Below are 21,633 nucleotides of genomic sequence, written 5' to 3'. Positions count from 1 at the left end.
GATGCTGAAAGGACTGGGCGGGCTCGGCGGGCTCGGCGACATGGCCAAGATGATGAAGGCCGCACAGGAAGTGCAGGGCAAGATGGCCCAGCTGCAGGAAGACCTGGAAAACCGCACGGTGACGGGTGAATCCGGCGCCGGGCTGGTCAAGGCCGTCTGCACCTGCAAGGGTGAGCTGAAGTCGCTGGACATCGATCCCTCGATCTTCAACCCCGACGAGAAGGAAGTGGTCGAGGACCTGATCCTCGCCGCGATCAAGGACGCCCAGCAAAAGGCCTCCGAGTTGGCGCAGGAAGAGATGGGCCGCCTGACCGAGGGCCTCGGCCTGCCCAAGGGCATGAAACTGCCGTTCTGACGGAGTCCCCTTGAGCAGCACCCGCGACATCGACGCGCTGATCGACCTGATGGCCCGCCTGCCGGGCCTCGGGCCGCGCTCGGCGCGTCGTGCGGTGCTGCACCTGATCCGCAAGCGCGGCCTTCTGCTGGCGCCGCTGGCGCGGCAGATGCAGCTGGTGGCCGATACCGCCCGCGAATGCCTCAACTGCGGCAATGTCGGCACCGCCGACATCTGCGACATCTGCAGCTCGGAAAAGCGCGCCACCGGCGAACTCTGCGTGGTCGAGGATGTCGCCGACCTCTGGGCGATGGAACGCTCGGGCGTGTTCCGGGGCCGCTACCACGTGCTCGGAGGCACGCTCTCGGCGCTCGACGCGGTGGGTCCCGAGGAACTGCGCATCCCCAAGCTGCTCGACCGGGTCCATGCCGAGGGCATCACCGAGGTGATCCTCGCGCTGAACGCCACCGTCGACGGCCAGACCACCACCCATTACATCGCCGACCAACTGGAAGGCCGGGTCAGGATCACCTCGCTGGCCCAGGGCGTGCCCATCGGCGGCGAGCTCGACTATCTCGACGACGGCACCATCAGCGCCGCCCTGCGCGCCCGCAAGGAACTCTAGGCGTTACGCTGCGGCAGAGGCGCGAGGTTTCCTTTGCACCGCGCCCGGCAAGCCGCTATGCCCCGCAGGCCGAAAAGATTTCGAGGCCGGTCTGGTTATTCCGGCCCTCTGCCTGCCAGAGATCCAGTCGCTTTTGCGAACCCGCGGCATCGACCTAGAAACGGTCGGTGCCGGGGACGTCCTTTCGCCCCGCCCGACCCCCATTTGGACGGCTGACAATGGACCGCAAGACAATCATCATCGCACAACTCTTCATCACCTTCATGATGGCCACCCTGATGTCGGGGGTGATGTCCCTGATCGCCCTGGGGCCAACCGCCGAATGGCTGCACGGCTGGCCGCGCCAGGTCATCATCGCCTGGCCCATCGCCTTCGTCTTCACCCAGTTCACCACGCCGCTGGCCTTCTTCCTCGCCACGCGCCTGGGCCGTGGCCGGGTCTGAGCTGCGCAAAAGAAAAGGCCCCTGCGGTGCAGGGGCCTCGGATCTGGGATCATGCCGCGCGCGGTCGCCCGCGCGCCAAGACGATCAGCGGCGCGGATCGTCGCTGTCGTCGTCCTCGTCCTCGTCGTCGTTCGAATCCGGCAGGTTGAAGAAGCTGTCGGCGTCGGCGAAATCGCGGGCCGAGGGCTTTTCGTCCTCGTCCTCGTCATCGCGGTTGCCCGAGAGGGTGAAGGTCTCCAGACCCTCGATCGCGGTCGGGATGCGCGGCTCGGGCGACATGCCCAGCGACTGCTCGGTGCTCACCAGGCGGCGGCGCTCGTCGTCGGTCATAACCGCACCCTCGGCAGCGCGCTTGGCGGCGGCCTTCTGCACGGCGGCGTCCAGTTCCGACTGGCGGCACAGGCCCAGCGCAACCGGGTCGATCGGCTGGATATTGGCGATGTTCCAGTGGCTCCGCTCGCGGATCGCCTGGATCGTCGGCTTGGTGGTACCGACCAGCTTGGAGATCTGGCCATCGCTCAGCTCGGGGTGGAACTTGACCAGCCACAGGATCGAGGCCGGACGGTCCTGCCGCTTGGACAGCGGGGTATAGCGCGGACCACGGCGCTTTTCCTCGCCCACGGCGGCCGGGTTGAACTTGAGCTTGAGCTTGTGCAGCGGGCTCTTCTCGGCCGCGTCGATCTCGGCCTGGGTCAGCTGGTTGTTGGCAACGGGATCGAATCCCTTCACCCCAGCGGCCACGTCACCATCGGCGATTCCCTGAACCTCGAGCTCGTGCAGACCGACGAAATCGGCGATCTGCTTGAAGCTGATCGTCGTGTTGTCCACCAGCCAGACGGCGGTCGCCTTGGCCATCAAAGGTTTTGCCATTGCTAGTCTCCTTGACACAAATCTTCCCCGATGCCTGGTTTCCCAGGCGGCCACCGGTATCCGGGGCGGGTTTCCGTTGTAGGGGAACTTGGCCGCTATATAGTCTGAACGGTTGCTTAAGGAAAGAGCGAATGCGCTGGTTGCTGATCGCCCTGCTGGCCGCCCTCCCCGCCCTGCCGGCCCTGGCCGACGGCGAGAAGACGGGCAGCTTCGACTACTACGTGCTCTCGATGAGCTGGTCGCCCAACTGGTGCGCGCAGACCGGCCGGGCGCAGAACTCGCCTCAATGCGAGACCGGCCGCCGCTTTGGCTGGGTGCTGCACGGGCTCTGGCCGCAATACGCGCGCGGCTATCCCTCGTACTGCCGCACGCCCGAACGCGCCCCCTCGCGCGCGATGACCGCCGCCATGGCCGACGTGATGGGCACCGGCGGCCTCGCCTGGCACCAGTGGAAGAAGCACGGCGCCTGTTCCGGCCTCGACGCCGCCGCCTATTACGCCCTCTCGCGCGAGGCCTTCGAAAGCGTGCGCCTGCCCCCCGCATTCGCCGCGCTCGACAAGCCGATCCGCCTGCCCGCCAGGGTCGTCGAGGCGGCCTTCCTGAAGGCCAATCCCGCCTGGCGGCCAGACATGCTGACCATCACCTGCAAGAACGGCTACATCGAAGAGGCCCGGCTCTGCCTCTCCAAGGCGCTGAACCCGGTCCCCTGCGGTGCCGACGTGGTGCGCGACTGCACCCTGCCCGACGCCCGCTTCCAACCGATCGACTAGTCCCCGACGCAAAGAAAAACCCCGCCGGAAAAACCGGCGGGGCTGTTCATACCCTGCTCTGGCCCGAGGCTCAGACGGCCTTGCGGCGGCGCAGTGCGGCCAGGCCGCCAAGGCCGGCGAGGATCAGCAGACCCGAGGCCGGAACCGGAACCGGAGCCGGCTCGTTATTGTCGACCGGCGTGCCGGTCACGAGGTCCTGGTTCGCTTCGCTGAACAGGTAGGTGATGTCCTGCAGGCCGGTCTTGTCGCCCAGACCGTTCAGGTAGGCCTGCGCCTGGTTCCAGGCTTGGACGTTGCTGGTGTTGCCGCGCTTGAACGTGCCATTGTTCAGGTCGAAACCGCCTTCGCTGTCATAGATGATTTCCCAGAGGGCCAGTTGGAAACCGGCGGCAAGGACGCCATCGTTGATCACGCTGGCCATCGTGCTGGTGCCAATGACGCTCGAGAACAGCTTGTCGACGTTGGTGCGCACAGTATCGCTGAACAGAACGGCTTTCTCGACCACCTGCGACGGCTTGCCAAGCGTCTGCGCGAGATCGACGCAGAAAGCGACGAAATCGCCCATGTCGTCGCTCTTGAGGTGGAACATGCCAGCGGAAACCGCCTTGTTCGTGCCGTTGTAATTGATCTCAACGTTACGCAGCAGGTTGCCACCGAACAACTGATCCTGGCGAGTGACAGTGAAGGTTGCGGCGGAAGCTGCGGACGCGCCGAAAACGGCTGCGACGGCGAGCGTCGAAAGAATTTTCTTCATTTTCCTCACTCGTTACTAAAAGTGTTTCACGTGTTCAGATTGAACACTCTTTCTAACGCGCGAGAGATGCCACGGTTCCGCCACAATTCACAATAGCCAAATTAGAAACAATTCGTTCTCGCCTTGTGCGAGTGTCCGCAAAACCACACAACTCATGCGAAAGTTGGCACGTTTGACCTGGTCACGGCTCTCGAACCCATCGCAGGAAGGTTACAGCGCACCGGCGATATTTGTGCTATGATAACAAGAGGCGCAGGGCCGACGGTCCGGTAGCAACAACACCCCCGATCGCCAGGGCTGCGCGGCAGCACGTGCCACTGGAGGGTAATTTCATGGCAAAGACCATCGGCAATCCGCTCAGCTGGACAGCGCGGCACCTCGCGTCGACCGGCCATCACATCGCCGCCACGACCGCCGAGATGGGCGGCGAGACCAACGTCCGCGCGCCGGGCGTGCGCGCCCTGACCGACGCCGATCTGCGCGCGGCGCTGCGCGCCGGCTGGCAGGACGTCCTGGCCAGCCGCACCGACGCAATGGTCGCGATCCTGGTCTATCCCGCCATCGGCATCGCGCTCTTCGCGGTGGGCCTGCACCTGGCCCTGCTGCACCTGCTCTTCCCGCTCGCCGCCGGTTTCGCCCTGCTCGGCCCGGTCGCGGCCGTGGGCCTCTACGAGATCAGCCGCCGCCGCGAGGCCGGCCAGCCCGCCGACTGGCGCCAGGCCCTGGCCGTGGTGCAATCGCCCTCCTTCGGGGCGGTGGTGGTGCTCGGTCTCTACCTCGCCGGGCTCTTCCTCGCCTGGATGCTCACCGCCCGGCTGATCCATGCCATGACGCTGGGTGACACGATCCCGGCCTCGATGGTCGATTTTGCGCGGCAGGTCTTCGCCACCGCCGACGGCTGGACCATGATCGTGGTCGGCATCGCGGTCGGCTTTGTCTTCGCCCTGGTGGCTCTGGCGATCAGCGTGGTCTCCTTCCCGCTGCTGATCGACCGCCACGTCGGCGTGCCGATGGCGGTTGTGACCTCGGTCCGCGTGCTGCGCCACAGCCCCCGCGTGGTGCTGACCTGGGGCGCAATCGTTGCCGCCGCGCTGGTGGTCGGCTCTGTGCCCTTCTTCCTCGGCCTGGTGATCGTGCTGCCCTGGCTGGGCCATGCCACCTGGCACCTCTACCGGCGCGCCGTGGTCTGACCGACCCGCGCCGGAAGCCTGTCCAGCGGACGACCTTTGCCCCCAGGCCCGCTGGACAGTGGTCGCAGGTCAGCCCGCGATCTCGTGCAGCAGCGCGTCGGCCGTATAGGCCGGCGCTTCCGCCTGTCCCTCCGCCCCATGCACCAGCCGCACCAGCGCCGCGTTCACCGGCGTCGGGTGGCCACAGGCCGCACCGATCCGGCAGATCTCGCCATTGATCGTGTCCACCTCGGTCTGCCGCCCGGCCGCCAGGTCCGAAGCCAGAGAGGTCATCGACTTCGGGTCGAGGTTCTGGCGCTTCAGCACCAGCTGCCGGAACAGCCAGTCGGGCGCGCGCAGGACCGACACCGCCAGCCGGGGCGAGGTCGGCCCGACCTTTTCAAAGGCGATCCCGGCGGCGCGATAGACAGCCAGCGCTTCGGCCACCGCGGCGGCATAGACCCGGCGATAGCCCCGCCGCTGCAACATCTCGTAGAGCGACAGCCCGCTCAGGGCATTGACCGCCCCGACCAGGTTCAACAGCAGCTTGCCGTGCTGGATCGGGCCAAGGTCGTCATGCAACTCCAGCGGCGCGCCGGCCTCGGTCAGCCAGGTGGTAAGCGGATGCCGCTCGGCCGCCACCTCGCCCGGCCCGCTGCGATGCAACTCGCTCGGGCCGGTCCAGACCACGTTGAAGGGCACCATGCCCGCCAGCACCGGGCGGTCGGCAAGCCCCGCGCGCAGGCGGCGCACCGGCTCGATCCCGTTCAGCAGCGACAGCACCGGCACGCCGGGCCGCGCATGTCGCGCGATCTGCTCCATCACCGTGTCGAGCGCCTGGGCCTTGACCGAAACCGCGATCAGATCGGCCCGCGCCAGCGCACCCGGATCCTCGGTCAGCGCCATCGGCCCGGCTGTGACGCCTTCGGCCCGCAAAGGCTGCGCGCGCAGCGGCGCCAGCACCCGCTCGCGCCCGATCAGGGTAAGCGTTCCGCCCCGCGCCGCCACCGGCGCGGCCCATTGCGCGCCGATGTAACAGCCGATGGCCCCGGCCCCCAGTATCGCAATGCTGTAGGTCATACCGCCCCCGCACCAGCCCCTGGCACAGGCTAGCACGGGTGGCGCTCAGCTGTCCGCGGTTTCCGCGTCACGGCGCCCCGGAAAGGTCACTCGGCGAATTGGAAGGGAAATCAACACCTTGACCCCCCGTCCTAGCTGGGACACCCCTCAGGCGGCCTTGTAAAGCCCGCGTTCCTTGACCGCCGCCAGGCATTCATCCAACGACTTGGTGGCCCGCTCGATCAGGATATCGATCTCGGCCGGGGTGATCACCAGCGGCGGCGAGATGATCATCCGGTCGCCCACGTGCCGCATCACCAGCGAATTCGCAAAGCACCGCTCGCGGCAGATCAGCCCGACCGTGCCCTCTTCCGAGGCGAACTTGGCGCGGCTGGCCTTGTCCGGCGTCAGCGCGATCGACCCCATCATGCCGCAGATCTTCGCCTCGCCCACCAGCGGGTGATCGGCCAGCGCCTCCCACTTCGCCTTCAGATAGGGCGCCGCCACCTCGCGGACGTGGTCGAGCACCTTCTCCTCCTCCAGGATGCGCAGGTTCTCCAGCGCCACCGCCGCCGCCACCGGATGCCCGGAATAGGTATAGCCGTGGTTGAACTCGCAGGCGTTGATCACCGCGGCCACCTTGTCACCGACAATCGACCCGCCGATCGGCTGATAGCCCGACGACAGCCCCTTGGCGACGGTGATGATGTCCGGCTCGATCCCGAAGGTCTCGCAGGCGAACCAGTTGCCGGTCCGGCCAAACCCGGTGATCACCTCGTCGACGATCAGCAGGATGTCGTATTTCTTACAGATCCGCTGGATCTCGGGCCAGTAGGTCGACGGCGGGATGATGACCCCGCCCGCGCCCTGCACCGCCTCGCCGATGAAGGCCGCGACCCGCTCGGGCCCGAATTCGAGGATCGCCGCCTCCAGCTCCTGCGCGCGCTGCAGCCCGAATTCCTCGGGGCTCATGTCGCCACCCTCGGCATACCAGTGCGGCTGGCCGATGTGGTGGATGTTCGGGATCGGCAGCCCGCCCTGGCTGTGGATCGGCGCCATGCCCCCCAGGCTTCCCCCGCCCATGGTCGAGCCATGATAGCCGTTCTTCCGCGCGATCACGATGTTCCGCTCGGGCTGGCCCTTCTGCGCCCAGTAGGTGCGCACCATACGCAGGTTGGTGTCATTCGCCTCGGAGCCCGAGCCCGCGAAGAAGACGTGGTTCAGGTCGCCCGGCGCCAGTTCGGCCAGCTTCGCCGCCAGCGCGATGGCCGGCACGTGGGTGGTCTGGAAGAAGGTATTGTAATAGGTCAGCTCGCGGATCTGCCGCGCCGCCGCCTCGGCCATCTCCTCGCGCCCATAGCCGATGTTCACGCACCACAGCCCTGCCATACCGTCAAGGATCTCGATCCCCTCGCTGTCGGTCAGGAACACGCCCCTGGCCTTGGTGATGACCCGCGCGCCCTTCTTGTTCAGCGCGTCACCCGTCGTGAAAGGATGCATGTGATGCGCCGCGTCCAGCCTCTGGAGCTCGGCCGTGGGCAGGTGATTGGTGATCGTGGTCATGGCGCAAACTCCTCTGATCGGGGGATGCGCTCACAATATGATCATATTTTGCACTGTCAATCGAATCAGCCCGAGCGCTCGAGTACTGCGGCCATCTGCTCCATGCCCTGCTCGATGTCCTGGGCCATCGCAAGCGCCACCCCGGCCGCATCGCGCCGCTGCAATGCCGCCAGCAGGTCCTTGTGCCGGTCGGGCAGGTTCTCGGTGCCAAAGCGGCCGCAGACGACCCGGAGCGACGGGCCGAAGCGCAGCCAGAGACGGCTGGCCAACTCTGCCAGGATGGGCGCGCCGGCCTGGGCATAGAGGGTTTCGTGGAACTGGTGGTTCAGCGTGAGGTAGGCAGTCACGTCACCCAGGGTAATTGCCTCGTCCAGCGCCGCGTCGATCGCTTCCAGCGCCTCGACAATGCCCGGAGTGACCCGCGCGGTCGCCCGCCGCGCCAGCTCGCACTCCACTGATTTCCTGACAAAAACCAGCTGATCCAGGTCGTCCTGCGTCAGCGTCGGCACGCTGACGCGGCGATTGTCCTGGAACACCAGCGCCCCGTCCGAGATCAACCGCCGGATCGCCTCGCGCACCGGCGTGATGCCGGCGCCCAGCGCCTCGGTCAGCCCCTTGATCGTCACCGCCTGGCCCGGCGCCATCTCGCCATGCAGGATGCGCGCGCGCAGGTCCTGGTAGACCTGCTCGTGAACCGGCAGCGGCCCGGCCGAGGACACCCGCGAAGATGCCGAAATTTTCACCAAGCTCATTCACACGTCTCCCAGCAGGAACAACGTCCCTTGCGCCGCACTCCGACCCATGGAAACATACACGACGTTGTCCGCGAGGGCAAAACTTGATCAAATCTTTAAGCTGCCGGGGCAAACCGGCGCGTGCAGGGGAGAAACCGATGCACAGACACACTCTGACGCTTGCCGCGGCACTTGCCCTCGGCGGCACCCTGGCCATGGCCGAGGAAGTCCGCGTCTACAACTGGTCGGACTATATCGACGAAGAGCTTCTGACGAAGTTCCAGGAAGAGACCGGGATCGACCTCGTCTACGACGTGTTCGACAGCAACGAGGTTCTGGAAACCAAGATGCTGGCCGGCGGGTCGGGCTATGACGTGGTGGTGCCGACCGGCACTTTCCTCCAGCGCCAGATCCAGGCAGGGGCCTTCCAGAAGCTCGACAAGTCGAAGCTGCCGAACCTGTCGAACATGTGGGACGTGATCATGGAGCGCACCGCGCAGTATGATCCGGGCAACGAATATTCGGTCAACTACATGTGGGGTACCACCGGCCTTGGCGTGAACACCAAGAAGGTCGCCGAGGTGCTGGGCGAGAACGCTCCGATCGACAGCCTCGCGCTGGTCTTCGATCCGGCCAACATGGAAAAGCTGGCCTCCTGCGGCGTTCACTTCCTCGACGCACCGACCGAGATGATCCCCGCCGCGCTGAAATACATCGGCGAGAACCCCGATGCCCAGGACGCCGAGACCATCGCCAAGGCCGAGGCCGTGCTGATGGCGGTGCGCCCCTACGTGCAGAAGTTCCACTCGTCGGAATACATCAACGCGCTGGCCAATGGCGACATCTGCGTGGCCTTCGGCTGGTCGGGTGACGTGCTCCAGGCCCGCGACCGCGCGGCCGAGGCCGACAACGGCGTCGAGATCGCCTACAACGCGCCGAAGGAAGGCGCGCTGATGTGGTTCGACATGATGGCGATCCCGGCCGACGCGCCGAACCCGGATGGCGCCCACAAGTTCCTGAACTTCATCATGGACGCCCAGAACATGGCGGCGGCATCGAACTACGTCTACTACGCCAACGGCAACAAGGCCTCGCAAGAGTTCCTGGCCGAGGACGTGATCGGCGATCCGGCGATCTACCCCTCGGAAGAGACCGTCAAGAACCTCTACACCGTCTCGCCCTGGGACGCGAAGGTTCAGCGGGTCGCCACCCGTCTTTGGACCAAGGTCAAATCGGGCACCTGACCCGATCAATGGCGGGCGGGTCCAAATGGGCCCGCCCGATTGCGCCTATTGCCGAAAGGGTCCGTTTTGGCCGTCAAAGTCTTTGCCCCCTGGGATAACCCTGACGAAAAGCCGCTGATCCGGTTCGAGAACGTCACCAAGAAATTTGGCGATTTCGTCGCCATCGACAATCTCACGCTGGATATCTTCGAACGCGAATTCTTTGCCCTCCTCGGCCCCTCGGGCTGCGGCAAGACCACGATGATGCGCCTGCTGGCCGGGTTCGAGGCCCCGACCTCGGGCAAGATCGAGCTTGGCGGGCAGAACATCGTCCCGGTGCCGCCGAACAAGCGCGCAGTGAACATGATGTTCCAGTCCTACGCGCTGTTCCCGCATCTCACCGTCTGGGAAAACATCGCCTTCGGCCTCAAGCGCGAAGGGATGGAGAAGGACAAGCTGAACGCGCGGGTCGAGCAGATGCTCAAGCTGACCCGGCTGGAACGCTTCGCCAAGCGCAAGCCGCACCAGATCTCTGGTGGCCAGCGCCAGCGGGTCGCGCTGGCACGCTCGCTTGCCAAGGCGCCCAAGCTGCTGCTGCTCGACGAACCGCTCGGCGCGCTCGACAAGAAGCTGCGCGAGGCCACCCAGTTCGAGCTGATGGACATCCAGGAAAAGACCGGCACCACCTTCGTGATCGTGACCCACGACCAGGAAGAGGCGATGACCGTCGCCAGCCGCGTCGCCGTGATGGACGAGGGGCAGATCATCCAGGTCGCCACGCCCGACCGCATCTACGAGACGCCGAACTCGGTCTACGTGGCCGATTTCATCGGCGACGTGAACATCGTCGAGGGCAAGGCCGCCCCGCTCGAAGAAAACCAGGTCCGCATCGACTGGGCCGAGGGCCAGCCGCCGCTGGTCTGCACCGCCACCCAGCCCTTCGATCCGGGCCAGACCTGCTACCTGGCGATCCGCCCGGAAAAGGTGATGATCACCGCCGAACGCCCCGAGGGCGCCGACAACGCGGTGCAGGGCAAGATCCACGACATCGCCTATCTCGGCAATATCTCGACCTATCACGTCCAGCTCTCGAACGGCACGATCATCAAGGCGCAGTCGGCCAACACCCGCCGCATCGCCCGCCGTTCCTTCACCTGGGAAGACCCGGTCTGGCTGTCCTGGACCGCCACCGCCGGCGTTCTGCTGGCCCGATGAAAGGCGCCGCCGATGCGTAGGTTCCTGCTGATCGCCATCCCCTTCGGCTGGCTGCTGGCGCTGTTCCTGGTGCCCTTCTTCATCGTGGTGAAAATCTCGCTCTCGGACGTTGCGGTCTCGATCCCGCCCTACGTGCCGCAGTTCAGCTGGGAGACCGGCATCGGCACCTTTCTGCGCGATCTCGACTTCGAGAACTTCGTCTTCCTCACCACCGACTCGCTCTATTGGAAGTCCTACGTCGGCAGCCTGGTCATCGCGGTGATCTCCACATTCCTGACGCTGCTGATCGGCTACCCCATCGCCTATGGCATGGCCCGCGCCCCCGAGGAATGGCGCGCCACGCTGATGATGCTGATCATCCTGCCGTTCTGGACCTCGTTCCTGATCCGCATTTACGCCTGGATGGGCATTCTCAGCCGCGAGGGTCTGCTGAACCAGTTCCTGATGTGGACCGGGGTGATCTCGGAACCGCTCACCATCCTGAACACCAATTACGCCGTCTACATCGGCATCATCTACGCCTACCTACCCTTCATGGTGCTGCCGATCTATTCCGCGCTCGACCGCATGGACACCTCGCTGATCGAGGCGGCCGAGGACCTCGGCTGTTCGCGCCTGACCGCCTTCTGGCTGGTTACCGTGCCGCTCTCGCGCAACGGCATCATCGCCGGCTGCTTCCTCGTCTTCATCCCGGCCCTGGGCGAATTCGTGATCCCCTCGCTGCTCGGCGGGTCGGGCACGCTGATGATCGGCAAGGTGCTCTGGGAGGAATTCAGCTCCAACCGCGACTGGCCGCTGGCCTCGGCGGTGGCCGTGGTGCTGCTGCTGATCCTGGTGGTGCCCATCGTGCTGTTCCAGCGCAACCAGCAAAAGCAGCAGGAGGCCGAACAATGAACCGTCTCAGCTGGTTCAACGCGGTCTCGCTGACCCTGGGCTTCGCCTTCCTCTACATCCCGATGATCATCCTGGTCACCTACAGCTTCAACGAAAGCAAGCTGGTCACCGTCTGGGCCGGCTTCTCGACCAAGTGGTATGGCGAGCTGATGGGCAACGAGGCCTTCCTCTCGGCGGCCTGGACCACGCTCAAGGTCGCCGTGGCCTCCTCGACCATGGCCACCGTGCTCGGCACCATGGCCGCCTATATCCTGGTCCGCGCCGGGCGCTTTCCGGGCCGCACGCTGTTTTCCGGCATGATCTATGCGCCCTTGGTAATGCCCGAAGTGATCACCGGCCTCTCGCTGCTCCTCCTCTTCATCGGCGTCGGGCTCGACCGCGGCGTGACCACCATCGTGCTGGCCCATACCACCTTTACCATGTGCTATGTCTCGGTCGTGGTCTCCTCGCGTCTCGCCACCTTCGACCAGTCGCTGGAAGAGGCGGCGCTCGATCTCGGCTGTTCCCGCGCCGAGGCCTTCCGCCTGGTGACGCTGCCGATCATCGCGCCGGCGGTGATCTCGGGCTGGCTGCTGGCCTTCACCCTTTCGCTCGACGACCTCGTGATCGCCTCCTTCACCACCGGCCCCTCGGCCACGACCCTGCCGATCAAGATCTTCTCGGCGGTGCGCCTGGGCGTCTCGCCCGAGATCAACGCGCTCTCGACCATCATGATCGGCATCGTCACCGTCGGCGTCATCACCGCCTCGCTGATCACCAAGCAGAACATGGTGCGCCAGCGCCGCGACGAACAGGCTGCGGCCCGCACGCAATGAAACGCATCTTCGGGCCGTATGCCTACAGCGCGGGTCCGCGCGATCTCTGCTGGTGGGACCAGACCATCGCCGCGCCCGAATGGGACCGGCTCGATGGCGACACCGACACCGATGTCGCTATCGTTGGCGGCGGATTCACCGGCGTCTCGGCCGCGCTGCACCTGGCCGAAGCCGGGATCGGCGCGCTCGTGCTCGAGGCCGAAGCGCCGGGCTGGGGGGCCTCGGGCCGAAACGGCGGTTTCTGCTGTCTTGGCGGGGCGATGCTGAAGGACACGGCGATGGCCCGCGCCTTCGGTCCCGAGGCCGCCGCCGAATACTGGCGGGCCGAGGCCGGCGCCGTGCAGTTCGCCGAGGCGCTGATCGACCGGCTGAACCTCGACGTCGACCGCCATTCCCGCGGCGAGACCCAGCTTGCACATCGCCCGAAGGATATGGAAAAGCTGCGCCGCCGCGCCGAACAGATGATCCGCGACGGCGAAGGCGAACCCGAGGTGATCGAGGCGCAGGACCTGGCGGCCCACGGGCTTGGCGGGCCGTTCCACGGGGCGCTGACCATTCCGGTCGGTTTCGGGCTGAACCCGCGCAAGTATCTCTTCGGCATGGCCGCCGCGGCGCGGGCGCAGGGTGCGCGCATCTGCGCGCAAGCCCCGGTTACCGCTATCGAACGGGGCCCGCACGGATTCACGCTCGACACTCCCTCGGGGCGCGTGCGCGCGCGCCAGGTCATCATCGCCACCAACGGCTATTCCAGCGAGGACCTGCCGCGCTGGCTATCGGCGCGCTATGTTCCGGCGCAGTCCAACGTGCTGGTGACCCGGCCGCTGAGCGACGCAGAACTCGCCGCCGCCGGCTGGACCAGCGACCAGGCCAGCTACGACACCCGCGGCCTGCTGCATTATTTCCGCCTGATGCCCGACCGCCGTTTTCTCTTCGGGATGCGTGGCGGCCTGGTCTCCTCGCCCGCCGCCGAGGCGCGGGCCCGCGCGCGCAACCGCCGCGATTTCGAGGCAATGTTCCCCGCCTGGGCCCATGTCGAGGCGCCCTTTGCCTGGTCCGGCATGGTCTGCCTTGCGCGCAACCGCGTGCCCTTCGTCGGCGCGGTGCCCCGCCAGCCCGGCATGTTCGCCGGCATGGCCTATCACGGCAACGGCGTCGCCATGGGCAGCTGGTCGGGCAGCCTGCTTGCCGCCCTGGTCGGTGGCGAAGACCGGGTGCCGCGCGTGATGCAGACCCCGCTCGCGCGTTTTCCGCTCGGCCCGTTCCGCCGCCTCCTTATGCCGCCCTTTTACATCGCCCGCGCGCTGGCCGACCTCTGAGCGCGACGCCGTGGTTGACAGGCGATGCCCCGCGTCCGAAAGGTTCGGAACAGCTGAACCGGGGTTGGGCGCATGAAGATTGCAATGGTTGGTACGGGCTATGTCGGGCTGGTGTCCGGGGTCTGCTTTTCGGACTTCGGGCATGATGTGATCTGCGTCGACAAGAACCCGAGGAAGGTCGAGATGCTGCGCGCCGGAGAGGTGCCGATCTACGAACCTGGACTTGACGCGCTGATGGCCAAGAACGTCGAGGCCGGGCGGCTGACCTTCACCGATGACCTCGCAGGCGCGGTAGATGGCGCCGACGCGATCTTCATCGCCGTCGGTACGCCAACCCGTCGCGGCGACGGCCACGCCGACCTCACCTATGTGATGGCCGCGGCCGAGGAAATCGCCCGCGCGCTCACCGGCTATGCGGTGATCGTCACCAAGTCGACCGTGCCCGTCGGCACCAACCGGCAGGTCAAGCAGGTCATCGCCCGGGCCAATCCGGAGGCCGAGTTCGACGTCGCCTCGAACCCAGAGTTCCTGCGTGAAGGCGCAGCCATCGACGATTTCATGCGCCCCGACCGCATCGTCGTCGGCGTCCAGAACGAGCGCGCAGCCGAGGTCATGGCCGGGATCTATCGCCCGCTCTACCTGCGCGACTTCCCGATCCTGACCACGGATCTCGAAAGCGCCGAAATGATCAAATACGCAGCAAACGCCTTCCTGGCGACCAAGATCACCTTCATCAACGAGATCGCCGCGCTGTGTGAACGCACCGGCGCGGATGTGAAGCTGGTCAGCAAGGGCATGGGCCTCGACGGGCGGATCGGCAACAAGTTCCTGCATGCCGGGCCGGGTTATGGCGGGTCCTGCTTCCCGAAGGACACCCAGGCCCTGGCGCGGATCGGGCAGGAGCACGGGCTGCCGATGCAAATCACCGAGACCGTCATAAAGGTGAACGCCGAAACGCGGCGGCGCATGGTCGAGAAGATCACCGACATGCTCGACGGGCGCCTTGCCGGCAAGACCATCGCCGTGCTGGGTGTGACCTTCAAGCCGAACACCGACGACATGCGCGAGGCCCCGTCGCTGACGGTGATCCCCGCGCTGATCGGGGCCGGCGCGCGGGTGCGGGCGGTCGATCCGCAGGGCCACCGCGAGGCGGCCGAGCTGCTGCCTGGCGTGCATTGGTTCGATGATGCTTACAAGGCGGCGCAAAATGCCGATGCGGTCGTGATCCTGACCGAGTGGAACGAGTTCCGCGCGCTCGACCTCAAACGCATGGCCCGCCGCATGACCTTCCCGGCGCTTGCCGACCTGCGCAACATCTATTCCGCCCGCGATGCCCGCCGCGCCGGGTTCCTGCGTTATGCCTCGGTCGGCCGCGCCGACTACATTGCCGAGGCGGACGCGGACCAGGCACCGGAAGGCACCGAAGAGCCGGCCGATTTCGAATAGGCAACGCATCAGCTGGCCTCGCGCAGCGCGGTCACGGCGCTGGCGGGCAACGCCTGACCGCCCTCCAGGATCAGAAAGGTTTCGCCGTCCCGAAGCTGAGCCTCGGTAACACGCGCATAGACCGCCGCCTGCACAGTCTGGGTGACCTTGCCATTGCGCAGGCTTTCGATCTCGAACGAATAGGTGCCGCCGGGCAGCGGCGCGCCGGCATCGTCGACGCCGGCCCATTCGACCGTCTCGGCCTCCAGCGGAATGCGCAGCCGCTGCACCGCCACGCCCGAAGCATCGCGGACGACCAGGTTGGCCCCGCTGGTGCCGGCGGGCAGCTCTGGCGCAATGGTAATCGGCGCGCCGTCAAAGCGCATTGGCGTGACCGCGCGCGCCTCCATCCCGACCCAGGTGGCCAGGCCCGCGGGAGATTGCCCGCCGAACTGCGCGATCAGTTCCACGAGCCTGTCATTGGTCAACACCTGCTGTTCGACCATCGAAAACTGCGCAAGCTGTGCCGCGTATTCCGTCGAATCGATCGGCTCCAGCGGATCCTGGTAACGCGCCTGCGCCGTCAGCATCCGCAGGAAGGTCTCGAAATCCGAGGTCAGCCCGACCGGTTTGCTGGCCGTCGAAGTGCTGGAGGAAGGTGTGGCAGCAGATACCGCGTTGATCATGGTGTCAGATCCTGATGTCGAGACTGGCGCGCACGAAACGGGTCGTCGGCCGGGCCGGCTCTTCCATTTCGGCGATTTCATGGGGCATCATCCTTTGTCGCGGGGTAGCACCCCGATCGCCGCTGCCGGATTGGCGGAATTCAAAGCCGATGCTGTCGAACCCCTGGCGTCGGAACTCCTGTGCCAGCCCGTCGATGTGCCGCCGCATGAGGTCCAGCGTCTCTGCCCGGTCGCCCGAGATGACGACGCTGATCGCCCCCTCGGTCGCGCGCAGGGTCATGCGCACCGGACCCAGTTCCTCGGGGTCGACGGCCAGTTCAATCTGGCCGTCAGGTTGGCGCAGGAGCGCGGCGACGGTCTGCGCTGCGGGAAATCCCGACGGAGCGGAACTATGCGCAGGCTGCGCAGCGGAATGCGTGGCAACTGGTGCCGACTCACTTGGGAGCGCGAGGGTCAGCCCACCGGTGAACGGCATCGAAACATCCCCGCCCCCTCGGGTCACCGCGGTTTCCTGCCGACCCGCAGGCGCGATCTCAGGGGGCGGTACGGATCCGCCCCCAAGCCGAAAGCCTCCCGAGAGTCCTTGCGCGGCGCCGACCTGCCCGGCGGGCGTGGCAGCGGATCCGGAGTCCGGGCCGATGTCTCGCGGGGGGGCCAACGCAGCGTGATTGCTTCGCGACAGGAAGCCCCGACCTGCTTCCTCAACCTGCCAGGCCGTGAACCGGATCTTCCCGACTTCAGGCCCCATATCGCGTCCGTCGTTTCGAGACCCGCTCCGACCGTGCGTTCGAGTCGTTGGATTGATGTATTCCTCAGCAGCCCCGGCAACAGCTTGTGCATCCCCGCCGGTCCCGACACCCGCCCAATATGTCAGCCGAGATAGCGCGCCCCCAGGTTCCTCCCGAACGTCACGCCTTGCTGCTTGCGGCAGGTCGATTGGCTCTGCGGAGCTATGATTGCTCAGGTGCCCGGCTGAGATGCGCGCACCCCGATGCATCGCCCCAAGACCCGGCCGCGCAAGCGTTTCAGGCACCCCTGCAGCCGCGAGATCAGGCACTCCCGAGAATAGCCTGGGCGGCGCCGGCCCCTCTCGGCCAAACCTCTCTGCCTGACCGTCAACGGACCCGACCAAGTCGGGCATGCGGTCCGCCCGGTCCCTTTGTCGGTCATTGAGCTCCGCCATCTGCTCCGTCCCTGTCTGTCCCGGCAGGACTGCAACGATCTCGCTCTGCAACGCGGCCCTTCCCGCGCCTGCATTCACCCCACTCTCATCGCTTTCAGCATGAGGTCGCGCAGGCAAAGTCGGTCCAGGCAAGGTCATTTCCGAATCAACTTCAAGCGCTGCACCAACTTGACGGACTGCCCCAAGCCGAATCTCAGACGGAACTGCGGCTCCAGGCATGGCGCCCGACTCGCCCGCATCACACGCAGCAGGCTCCTGCCATTCACTGACACTTGTTTCGGGCTCGTCCGAATCCGAATTGCCCGCCTCTTCGAGAGACAGGGAAGCCCCATTATCAGCCAGCAACCGATAGCAGCCGTCAAAACTGCCGGCCTCTCTCTCTGTAGTCGCGCCGCAATCTTCGGGAATCTCCCCCGTTCGCGGCGAAACGGCCAGGGGCGCCTGGAGTGGAAGTATCTGCATTTCGTCCGGCCTTCTGTCGCGGTGGAAACCATCCTTGGCCGGAACGGGTTACGATTATTTTAACTCGCACCGGTCAAACTCTCCTGGATGCAAGCAATTCGAGGGAATCATGATAACCGAGAGTCACGGCGCCCTGCCGCCCCCGCATTCCGATGCCGCGCTGCGCGCGGCAGCGGTGGAGCTTGAGGCCACTTTCCTTGCGGAAATGCTCAAATCCGGAGGCTTGGCCAAAGCGCCCGCCGGTTTCGGCGGCGGCGCGGGAGAAGAGCAGTTCCAGTCGATCCTGGTTGGCGAACAGGCCCGCATGATCGCGCGCGCGGGGGGAATCGGCCTCGCCGAAACGCTGTTCCGGGCGCTGACAGAGGCGGAATCATGACGACCGCAGCCAGCCAGGATGTGATTGACGAACTCGACCAGTTGCTCGAACGCGAACGCGCGGCGCTTCTGGCCGGCGATCTCGACACGATTGCTCGAATTCTCGACCTGAAGGAGGCGCTGATCGACCGGATCAACGGGTTTGATGCCACCGATCACGCGCCGCTGGGCCCGCTTCGCGAGAAACTGGGGCGCAACCTGTCGTTGTTGGTTGGCGCGATGGAGGGGATCCGCGCCGTCGCCGACCGGATGGCACATCTCAGGCGGGTGCGGCTTGGCCTTGAAACCTATGACAAATCCGGCCGCAGGCATCGTCACCAGACAGGCATCCCGGGCACTGTGGAGCGACGTGCCTGAGGCACGAATTTAAGCAAATTGCCGGAAATTGGAGGGCGCGCATTAGCAGTCTGTTAGGCAGTTACGGGGCAGTCTGTCGCCGCACCTGGGACTCAGGTGGCGCGATACCCGAAGCGGGGCCATCGCATTGGTCAGAAGGACGTTTCGCTTCGCCCTGACGGGCGGAAACACCAGGGCCGAATCTGCCCAATGTCGAGAAGGAACGTAGTATGGCAACCTTCCAGGCGCCGCCGTGATGGCCTTCGCCGGCCACGACCTTCTTCCGCTTGATGATGACCGGTGCCACCCGGTTCGAGGATGCCATCGCGCTGCCTTCCGCTCGCCCGGAAGCCGGGGTAGCAGAAGGCGGGTTAAGACGGGGCTAACGGATAAACTTCTCGGCGTTCAGCCTTTCAGCAGCACCTCGCCATACTGCTCGCGCAGCTTGTTCTTCAGCACCTTGCCGGTGGCGCCCAACGGCAGCTCCTCGACGAAGATCACCTCGTCGGGCACCTGCCAGCTCGCCACCTTGCCCTGGTAATGCGCCAGGATATCCTCGCGGCTGACATCCTGCCCCGAGGCCCGCACGGCAATCACCACCGGCCGCTCGTCCCACTTGGGATGGCGCGCGGCGATGGCGGCGGCATTGGCGATCTTGGGGTGCGAGATGGCGATATCCTCCAGCTCCACGGTCGAGATCCACTCGCCCCCCGACTTGATGATGTCCTTCGAGCGATCCCGGATGATCATGTAGCCGTCGGCATCTATGGTCGCCACGTCGCCGGTGTCGAACCAGCCGTCCTCGGTCAGCGCCGACTTGCCGGCATTGAAATAGCTGTCGACGATCCAGTGCCCGCGGATCTGCAGGTTGCCCTGGGTCTTGCCGTCCTCGGGCAGGCGGTTGCCGGCATCGTCGACCAGCCGCAGCTCGACGCCATAGGGCGGCCTTCCCTGGCCCTCGCGCAGCTTGCCCTTCTCGGCATCGCTCAGGCTGTCGTGCTTCTGCAAGAGTTGGTTCAGCGTGCCCAATGGGCTGGTCTCGGTCATGCCCCAGGCATGGATCAGATCGACGCCGTAGAGATCGCGGAACTTCGGGATCATCGAGGTCGGCAGCGCCGAGCCGCCCACCACGGTGCGCTTCAGGCTCTCCGCCTTGCTGCCGGTCTTCTCGAGCGCGCCCAGCAGCATCATCCAGATCGTCGGCACGCCCAGCGCGATGGTGACCCTGTGGGTGTCGATCAGCCTGACCAGGCTCTCGCCGTCCAGCCTCGGCCCCGGCAGCACGAACTTGCAGCCGACGCCCGCCGCCACATAGGGCGTGCCCCAGGCATTGGCGTGGAACATCGGCACCACCGCCAGAACGGTGTCCTTGGCCGACAGCGCCAGCCCGTCCGGCTGGTTGCCGCCGATCGAATGCAGCACGGTCGAGCGGTGCGAATACTGCACGCCCTTCGGGTTCCCCGTGGTGCCCGAGGTATAGCACAGGCTCGACGGCATCCGCTCGTCCAGTTCGGGCCACTGGTAGCTGTCCGGCTCGGCCGCCAGCAGCTCGTCGTAGAACAGCACGCCGTCGAGTTCCGCCGCCACCTCGGCGTCGCGCGGGCCCATGTAGACGAAATGCTTCACCGATTGCAGATGCGCCCGCAGCTTGGCCGCCGCCGGCACGAACATCCGGTCGAGGAACAGCACCTGATCCTGGGCATGGTTGATGATATAGATCAGCTGCTCGGGGAACAGGCGCGGGTTGATCGTGTGGCAGACCATCCCGGCCCCGGCCACGCCGAAATAGATCTCCAGGTGCCGCCGGTTGTTCCAGGCGATGGTGCCGCAGCGGTCGCCCTTCTGCACCCCCAGCCGCTCCAGCGCCGAGGCCAGTCGCCGCGCGTTGGCCTCCACCTCGCGCCAGTTGGTGATCACCGTCTCGCCGTTCGACTCGACCGAAACGATCTCGGTCGCGCCGTGATACCGTGCCGCATGAGCGATCAGCGAACTGATCGTCAACGGCTGCTCCATCATGGTGCCGTTCATTGAAATCCTCCCTGGGGCCCCTGTCTTCTGTTTGGGATCGGGTCCCGACATCCGGCCACTGAGAGAAGGATGGAACGTTCCCGGCCTTTCGGCAAGCGCGCTGTGGCCGGGGTCCCGTCAGGCGCTCCGCACCAGGCTCTGCCCCAGCCGGTCGAGCATCGAGAGGCAGGCGTCGAGCTGGTCCACCGCGATGAACTCGTCCGGCTTGTGCGCCTGCTCGATGGAACCGGGGCCGCAGACGACGACCGACATGCCCATCTCCTGGAACAGCCCCGCCTCGGTGCCGAAGGGCACCACGTCGGCCCCGTTCGCGCCGACCAGCCCGGCGACCAGATCGCGGGCGGCGTTGTCGTCCAGCACCTCCAGCCCGGCCACCTCGCCGATCACCTCGGTCTCGATGCTGGCCTCGGGGTGGACGGCGCGCATCGCCGGCAGCAGCTCGCCCTCGACAAAGGCGGCGATGGCGTCCTTGACGAAGGCCATGTCACCCTTCTGGACCGGCCGCGTCTCCCATTCCAGCTCGGCCTTGCCGGCGATCACGTTATGCGCGACCCCGCCCCGCAACGAGCCGATGTTGATCGTGCTCCAGGGCGGCTGAAACCGGCTCTTCGCCGGCGCGCGTCCCATCAGCTCTGCCCGCAGCTCCATCAGCCGGGTGACATAGCGCACCGCGTATTCCACCGCGTTCACGCCGCGCTCGGGGGCCGAACCGTGGCCTTCCAGCCCGCCGAACCGCACGGTGTATTCGCAGCAGCCCTTGTGCCCCTCGATCACCCCCATCAGCGTCGGCTCGCCAATGATCGCCATGGCGGGACGCAGCCCGCGCTTCTGCAACTCGGGCACCAGCGCCCGCGCGCCCAGGCAGCCGACCTCCTCGTCATGGGTAAAGGCAAAATGCAGCGGGCGCTTGAGATCGAGCTGCGCGTAGTCCTGCGCCATCACCACCGCCGCGGCGATAAAGCCCTTCATGTCGCAGGTGCCACGGCCATACAGCAGCCCGGCCTCGCTGCGCATCTGGAACGGGTCGCTCGACCAGTCCTGTTCGGCCACCGGCACCACATCGGTATGGCCCGAGAGGATCAGCCCGCCGTCGCCTTCGGGCCCCAGCGTGGCGAAGAGGTTCGCCTTGGCCCCGGTCTCGTCGGTGAACATCTCGACCCGCGCGCCCACGTCCGTCAGGCGCGCGGCAAGGTCGGCGATCATGGCGAGGTTGCTGTCGGACGAGATGGTCGGAAAACCCACCAGCCGGTCGAGCAGGGCAATGGTATCGGCCAGGCGCTCGCTCATGCCGCGACCCCCTCCCCCATCCGACGAGGGGGAGGGGCGATTCCAGGCCGTCCACCCGAACCGCCAG

22 protein-coding genes and 1 pseudogene are annotated in these 21,633 nt (G+C 66.1%); 13 read left to right on the top strand and 10 right to left on the bottom strand.

Annotated features, from left to right (window positions below; all coding sequences use genetic code 11):
- Window position 1 precedes the first annotated feature (1 nt).
- From IE266_RS03105 to IE266_RS03095, 3 genes are all read left to right on the top strand, one after another.
- Complete coding sequence (locus IE266_RS03105) at window positions 2-355, top strand: YbaB/EbfC family nucleoid-associated protein (protein WP_189678565.1); 354 nt, start codon at window positions 2-4, stop codon at window positions 353-355.
- 10 nt (window positions 356-365) lie between these two features.
- Window positions 366-959 (top strand): recombination mediator RecR, encoded by a 594-nt coding sequence (gene recR, locus IE266_RS03100; protein WP_189678564.1) that lies wholly within the window; start codon window positions 366-368, stop codon window positions 957-959.
- A gap of 218 nt (window positions 960-1,177) precedes the next feature.
- Window positions 1,178-1,402, top strand: coding sequence for a DUF2798 domain-containing protein (locus tag IE266_RS03095; protein WP_189678563.1), 225 nt, complete (start codon window positions 1,178-1,180; stop codon window positions 1,400-1,402).
- 84 nt (window positions 1,403-1,486) lie between these two features.
- On the opposite strand, the gene IE266_RS03090 is transcribed toward IE266_RS03095, so the two are convergent.
- Window positions 1,487-2,272 carry a DUF1013 domain-containing protein gene (locus IE266_RS03090; RefSeq protein ID WP_189678562.1) on the bottom strand — a complete coding sequence of 262 codons (786 nt, stop codon included), beginning with the start codon at window positions 2,270-2,272 and terminating at the stop codon, window positions 1,487-1,489.
- A 131-nt stretch (window positions 2,273-2,403) separates the two neighbouring features.
- On the opposite strand from IE266_RS03090, the gene IE266_RS03085 reads away from it, so the two are divergent.
- Window positions 2,404-3,042 (top strand): ribonuclease T2 family protein, encoded by a 639-nt coding sequence (locus IE266_RS03085; protein WP_189678561.1) that lies wholly within the window; start codon window positions 2,404-2,406, stop codon window positions 3,040-3,042.
- Between the two features lie 70 nt (window positions 3,043-3,112).
- Here IE266_RS03085 and IE266_RS03080 read toward each other — a convergent pair whose 3' ends face one another.
- The gene (locus IE266_RS03080) at window positions 3,113-3,796 is read right to left on the bottom strand and encodes a VPLPA-CTERM sorting domain-containing protein (RefSeq protein WP_189678560.1); all 684 of its coding nucleotides are present in this window, start codon (window positions 3,794-3,796) and stop codon (window positions 3,113-3,115) included.
- Window positions 3,797-4,128: 332 nt separating this feature from the next.
- On the opposite strand from IE266_RS03080, the gene IE266_RS03075 reads away from it, so the two are divergent.
- Window positions 4,129-4,986: a DUF2189 domain-containing protein gene (locus IE266_RS03075; protein WP_189678559.1), complete on the top strand. Its 858-nt coding sequence runs from the start codon at window positions 4,129-4,131 to the stop codon at window positions 4,984-4,986.
- Between the two features lie 69 nt (window positions 4,987-5,055).
- Here the strand turns inward: IE266_RS03075 and IE266_RS03070 are convergent, their stop codons facing one another.
- The 3 genes from IE266_RS03070 to IE266_RS03060 all read right to left on the bottom strand — a co-directional run bounded on the left by IE266_RS03070 (window position 5,056) and on the right by IE266_RS03060 (window position 8,339).
- Complete coding sequence (locus IE266_RS03070; protein WP_189678558.1) at window positions 5,056-6,045, bottom strand: 2-dehydropantoate 2-reductase; 990 nt, start codon at window positions 6,043-6,045, stop codon at window positions 5,056-5,058.
- A gap of 147 nt (window positions 6,046-6,192) precedes the next feature.
- Entirely contained in the window at window positions 6,193-7,587 is a 1,395-nt protein-coding gene (locus tag IE266_RS03065) for an aspartate aminotransferase family protein (protein WP_189678557.1), read from the bottom strand.
- A 65-nt stretch (window positions 7,588-7,652) separates the two neighbouring features.
- Window positions 7,653-8,339, bottom strand: coding sequence for a GntR family transcriptional regulator (locus IE266_RS03060; protein WP_189678556.1), 687 nt, complete (start codon window positions 8,337-8,339; stop codon window positions 7,653-7,655).
- 140 nt (window positions 8,340-8,479) lie between these two features.
- Here IE266_RS03060 and IE266_RS03055 point away from each other — a divergent pair, with 140 nt between their 5' ends.
- The 6 genes from IE266_RS03055 (at window position 8,480) to IE266_RS03030 (ending at window position 15,230) form a co-directional block, all read left to right on the top strand.
- Window positions 8,480-9,565 carry a polyamine ABC transporter substrate-binding protein gene (locus IE266_RS03055; protein ID WP_189678555.1) on the top strand — a complete coding sequence of 362 codons (1,086 nt, stop codon included), beginning with the start codon at window positions 8,480-8,482 and terminating at the stop codon, window positions 9,563-9,565.
- 66 nt (window positions 9,566-9,631) lie between these two features.
- Window positions 9,632-10,759: an ABC transporter ATP-binding protein gene (locus IE266_RS03050; protein ID WP_189678554.1), complete on the top strand. Its 1,128-nt coding sequence runs from the start codon at window positions 9,632-9,634 to the stop codon at window positions 10,757-10,759.
- A gap of 12 nt (window positions 10,760-10,771) precedes the next feature.
- On the top strand, window positions 10,772-11,653 hold the full coding sequence (locus tag IE266_RS03045) for an ABC transporter permease subunit (protein WP_189678553.1): 882 nt from the start codon (window positions 10,772-10,774) through the stop codon (window positions 11,651-11,653).
- Entirely contained in the window at window positions 11,650-12,468 is an 819-nt protein-coding gene (locus IE266_RS03040; protein ID WP_189678552.1) for an ABC transporter permease, read from the top strand. The genes IE266_RS03045 and IE266_RS03040 overlap by 4 nt, the downstream gene beginning before the upstream one ends.
- Complete coding sequence (locus IE266_RS03035; RefSeq protein WP_189678551.1) at window positions 12,465-13,784, top strand: NAD(P)/FAD-dependent oxidoreductase; 1,320 nt, start codon at window positions 12,465-12,467, stop codon at window positions 13,782-13,784. The genes IE266_RS03040 and IE266_RS03035 overlap by 4 nt, the downstream gene beginning before the upstream one ends.
- 72 nt (window positions 13,785-13,856) lie before the next feature.
- On the top strand, window positions 13,857-15,230 hold the full coding sequence (locus IE266_RS03030) for a UDP-glucose dehydrogenase family protein (protein WP_189678550.1): 1,374 nt from the start codon (window positions 13,857-13,859) through the stop codon (window positions 15,228-15,230).
- An 8-nt stretch (window positions 15,231-15,238) separates the two neighbouring features.
- Here the strand turns inward: IE266_RS03030 and IE266_RS03025 are convergent, their stop codons facing one another.
- Window positions 15,239-15,895: a flagellar hook capping FlgD N-terminal domain-containing protein gene (locus IE266_RS03025; RefSeq protein WP_189678549.1), complete on the bottom strand. Its 657-nt coding sequence runs from the start codon at window positions 15,893-15,895 to the stop codon at window positions 15,239-15,241.
- A 4-nt stretch (window positions 15,896-15,899) separates the two neighbouring features.
- Window positions 15,900-16,370, bottom strand: coding sequence for a flagellar hook-length control protein FliK (gene fliK, locus IE266_RS03020; RefSeq protein ID WP_189678548.1), 471 nt, complete (start codon window positions 16,368-16,370; stop codon window positions 15,900-15,902).
- A gap of 1,279 nt (window positions 16,371-17,649) precedes the next feature.
- Here fliK and IE266_RS03015 point away from each other — a divergent pair.
- Together IE266_RS03015 and IE266_RS03010 are read left to right on the top strand one after the other, a co-directional pair.
- Window positions 17,650-17,916, top strand: coding sequence for a rod-binding protein (locus IE266_RS03015; protein WP_189678763.1), 267 nt, complete (start codon window positions 17,650-17,652; stop codon window positions 17,914-17,916).
- Entirely contained in the window at window positions 17,913-18,272 is a 360-nt protein-coding gene (locus IE266_RS03010) for a flagellar biosynthesis protein FlgN (RefSeq protein WP_189678547.1), read from the top strand. Before IE266_RS03015 ends, IE266_RS03010 begins: the two co-directional genes overlap by 4 nt.
- Window positions 18,273-18,483: 211 nt before the next feature.
- Here the strand turns inward: IE266_RS03010 and IE266_RS26820 are convergent.
- From IE266_RS26820 to argE, 3 genes and pseudogenes are all read right to left on the bottom strand, one after another.
- Window positions 18,484-18,576 (bottom strand): annotated as a pseudogene (locus IE266_RS26820) (chemotaxis protein MotB); the annotation flags it as partial.
- An 80-nt stretch (window positions 18,577-18,656) separates the two neighbouring features.
- Window positions 18,657-20,279: a long-chain fatty acid--CoA ligase gene (locus IE266_RS03005; RefSeq protein ID WP_189678546.1), complete on the bottom strand. Its 1,623-nt coding sequence runs from the start codon at window positions 20,277-20,279 to the stop codon at window positions 18,657-18,659.
- Between the two features lie 117 nt (window positions 20,280-20,396).
- Window positions 20,397-21,566, bottom strand: a complete 1,170-nt coding sequence (gene argE, locus IE266_RS03000; RefSeq protein ID WP_189678545.1) for an acetylornithine deacetylase — start codon at window positions 21,564-21,566, stop codon at window positions 20,397-20,399.
- Between the last annotated feature and the right edge of the window lie 67 nt (window positions 21,567-21,633).

Source organism: Seohaeicola zhoushanensis, assembly GCF_014656415.1.
Lineage (GTDB): Bacteria > Pseudomonadota > Alphaproteobacteria > Rhodobacterales > Rhodobacteraceae > Seohaeicola_A > Seohaeicola_A zhoushanensis.
Note: the sequence above shows the minus strand (reverse complement) of the source record. Positions and strands in the feature narration are given on the sequence as shown.

Bases quoted from the DNA above. Each gene is read 5' to 3' on its own strand.
- IE266_RS03065 (WP_189678557.1), bottom strand. From the start codon at position 7,587: ATGACCACGATCACCAATCACCTGCCCACGGCCGAGCTCCAGAGGCTG.
- IE266_RS03070 (WP_189678558.1), bottom strand. From the start codon at position 6,045: ATGACCTACAGCATTGCGATACTGGGGGCCGGGGCCATCGGCTGTTAC.
- IE266_RS03045 (WP_189678553.1), top strand. From the start codon at position 10,772: ATGCGTAGGTTCCTGCTGATCGCCATCCCCTTCGGCTGGCTGCTGGCG.
- IE266_RS03105 (WP_189678565.1), top strand. From the start codon at position 2: ATGCTGAAAGGACTGGGCGGGCTCGGCGGGCTCGGCGACATGGCCAAG.
- IE266_RS03085 (WP_189678561.1), top strand. From the start codon at position 2,404: ATGCGCTGGTTGCTGATCGCCCTGCTGGCCGCCCTCCCCGCCCTGCCG.
- IE266_RS03025 (WP_189678549.1), bottom strand. From the start codon at position 15,895: ATGATCAACGCGGTATCTGCTGCCACACCTTCCTCCAGCACTTCGACG.
- IE266_RS03075 (WP_189678559.1), top strand. From the start codon at position 4,129: ATGGCAAAGACCATCGGCAATCCGCTCAGCTGGACAGCGCGGCACCTC.
- IE266_RS03010 (WP_189678547.1), top strand. From the start codon at position 17,913: ATGACGACCGCAGCCAGCCAGGATGTGATTGACGAACTCGACCAGTTG.
- IE266_RS03080 (WP_189678560.1), bottom strand. From the start codon at position 3,796: ATGAAGAAAATTCTTTCGACGCTCGCCGTCGCAGCCGTTTTCGGCGCG.
- IE266_RS03090 (WP_189678562.1), bottom strand. From the start codon at position 2,272: ATGGCAAAACCTTTGATGGCCAAGGCGACCGCCGTCTGGCTGGTGGAC.
- IE266_RS03040 (WP_189678552.1), top strand. From the start codon at position 11,650: ATGAACCGTCTCAGCTGGTTCAACGCGGTCTCGCTGACCCTGGGCTTC.
- IE266_RS03005 (WP_189678546.1), bottom strand. From the start codon at position 20,279: ATGAACGGCACCATGATGGAGCAGCCGTTGACGATCAGTTCGCTGATC.
- IE266_RS03055 (WP_189678555.1), top strand. From the start codon at position 8,480: ATGCACAGACACACTCTGACGCTTGCCGCGGCACTTGCCCTCGGCGGC.
- IE266_RS03035 (WP_189678551.1), top strand. From the start codon at position 12,465: ATGAAACGCATCTTCGGGCCGTATGCCTACAGCGCGGGTCCGCGCGAT.
- IE266_RS03060 (WP_189678556.1), bottom strand. From the start codon at position 8,339: ATGAGCTTGGTGAAAATTTCGGCATCTTCGCGGGTGTCCTCGGCCGGG.
- argE (WP_189678545.1), bottom strand. From the start codon at position 21,566: ATGAGCGAGCGCCTGGCCGATACCATTGCCCTGCTCGACCGGCTGGTG.
- IE266_RS03030 (WP_189678550.1), top strand. From the start codon at position 13,857: ATGAAGATTGCAATGGTTGGTACGGGCTATGTCGGGCTGGTGTCCGGG.
- fliK (WP_189678548.1), bottom strand. From the start codon at position 16,370: ATGCCGTTCACCGGTGGGCTGACCCTCGCGCTCCCAAGTGAGTCGGCA.
- IE266_RS03015 (WP_189678763.1), top strand. From the start codon at position 17,650: ATGATAACCGAGAGTCACGGCGCCCTGCCGCCCCCGCATTCCGATGCC.
- IE266_RS03095 (WP_189678563.1), top strand. From the start codon at position 1,178: ATGGACCGCAAGACAATCATCATCGCACAACTCTTCATCACCTTCATG.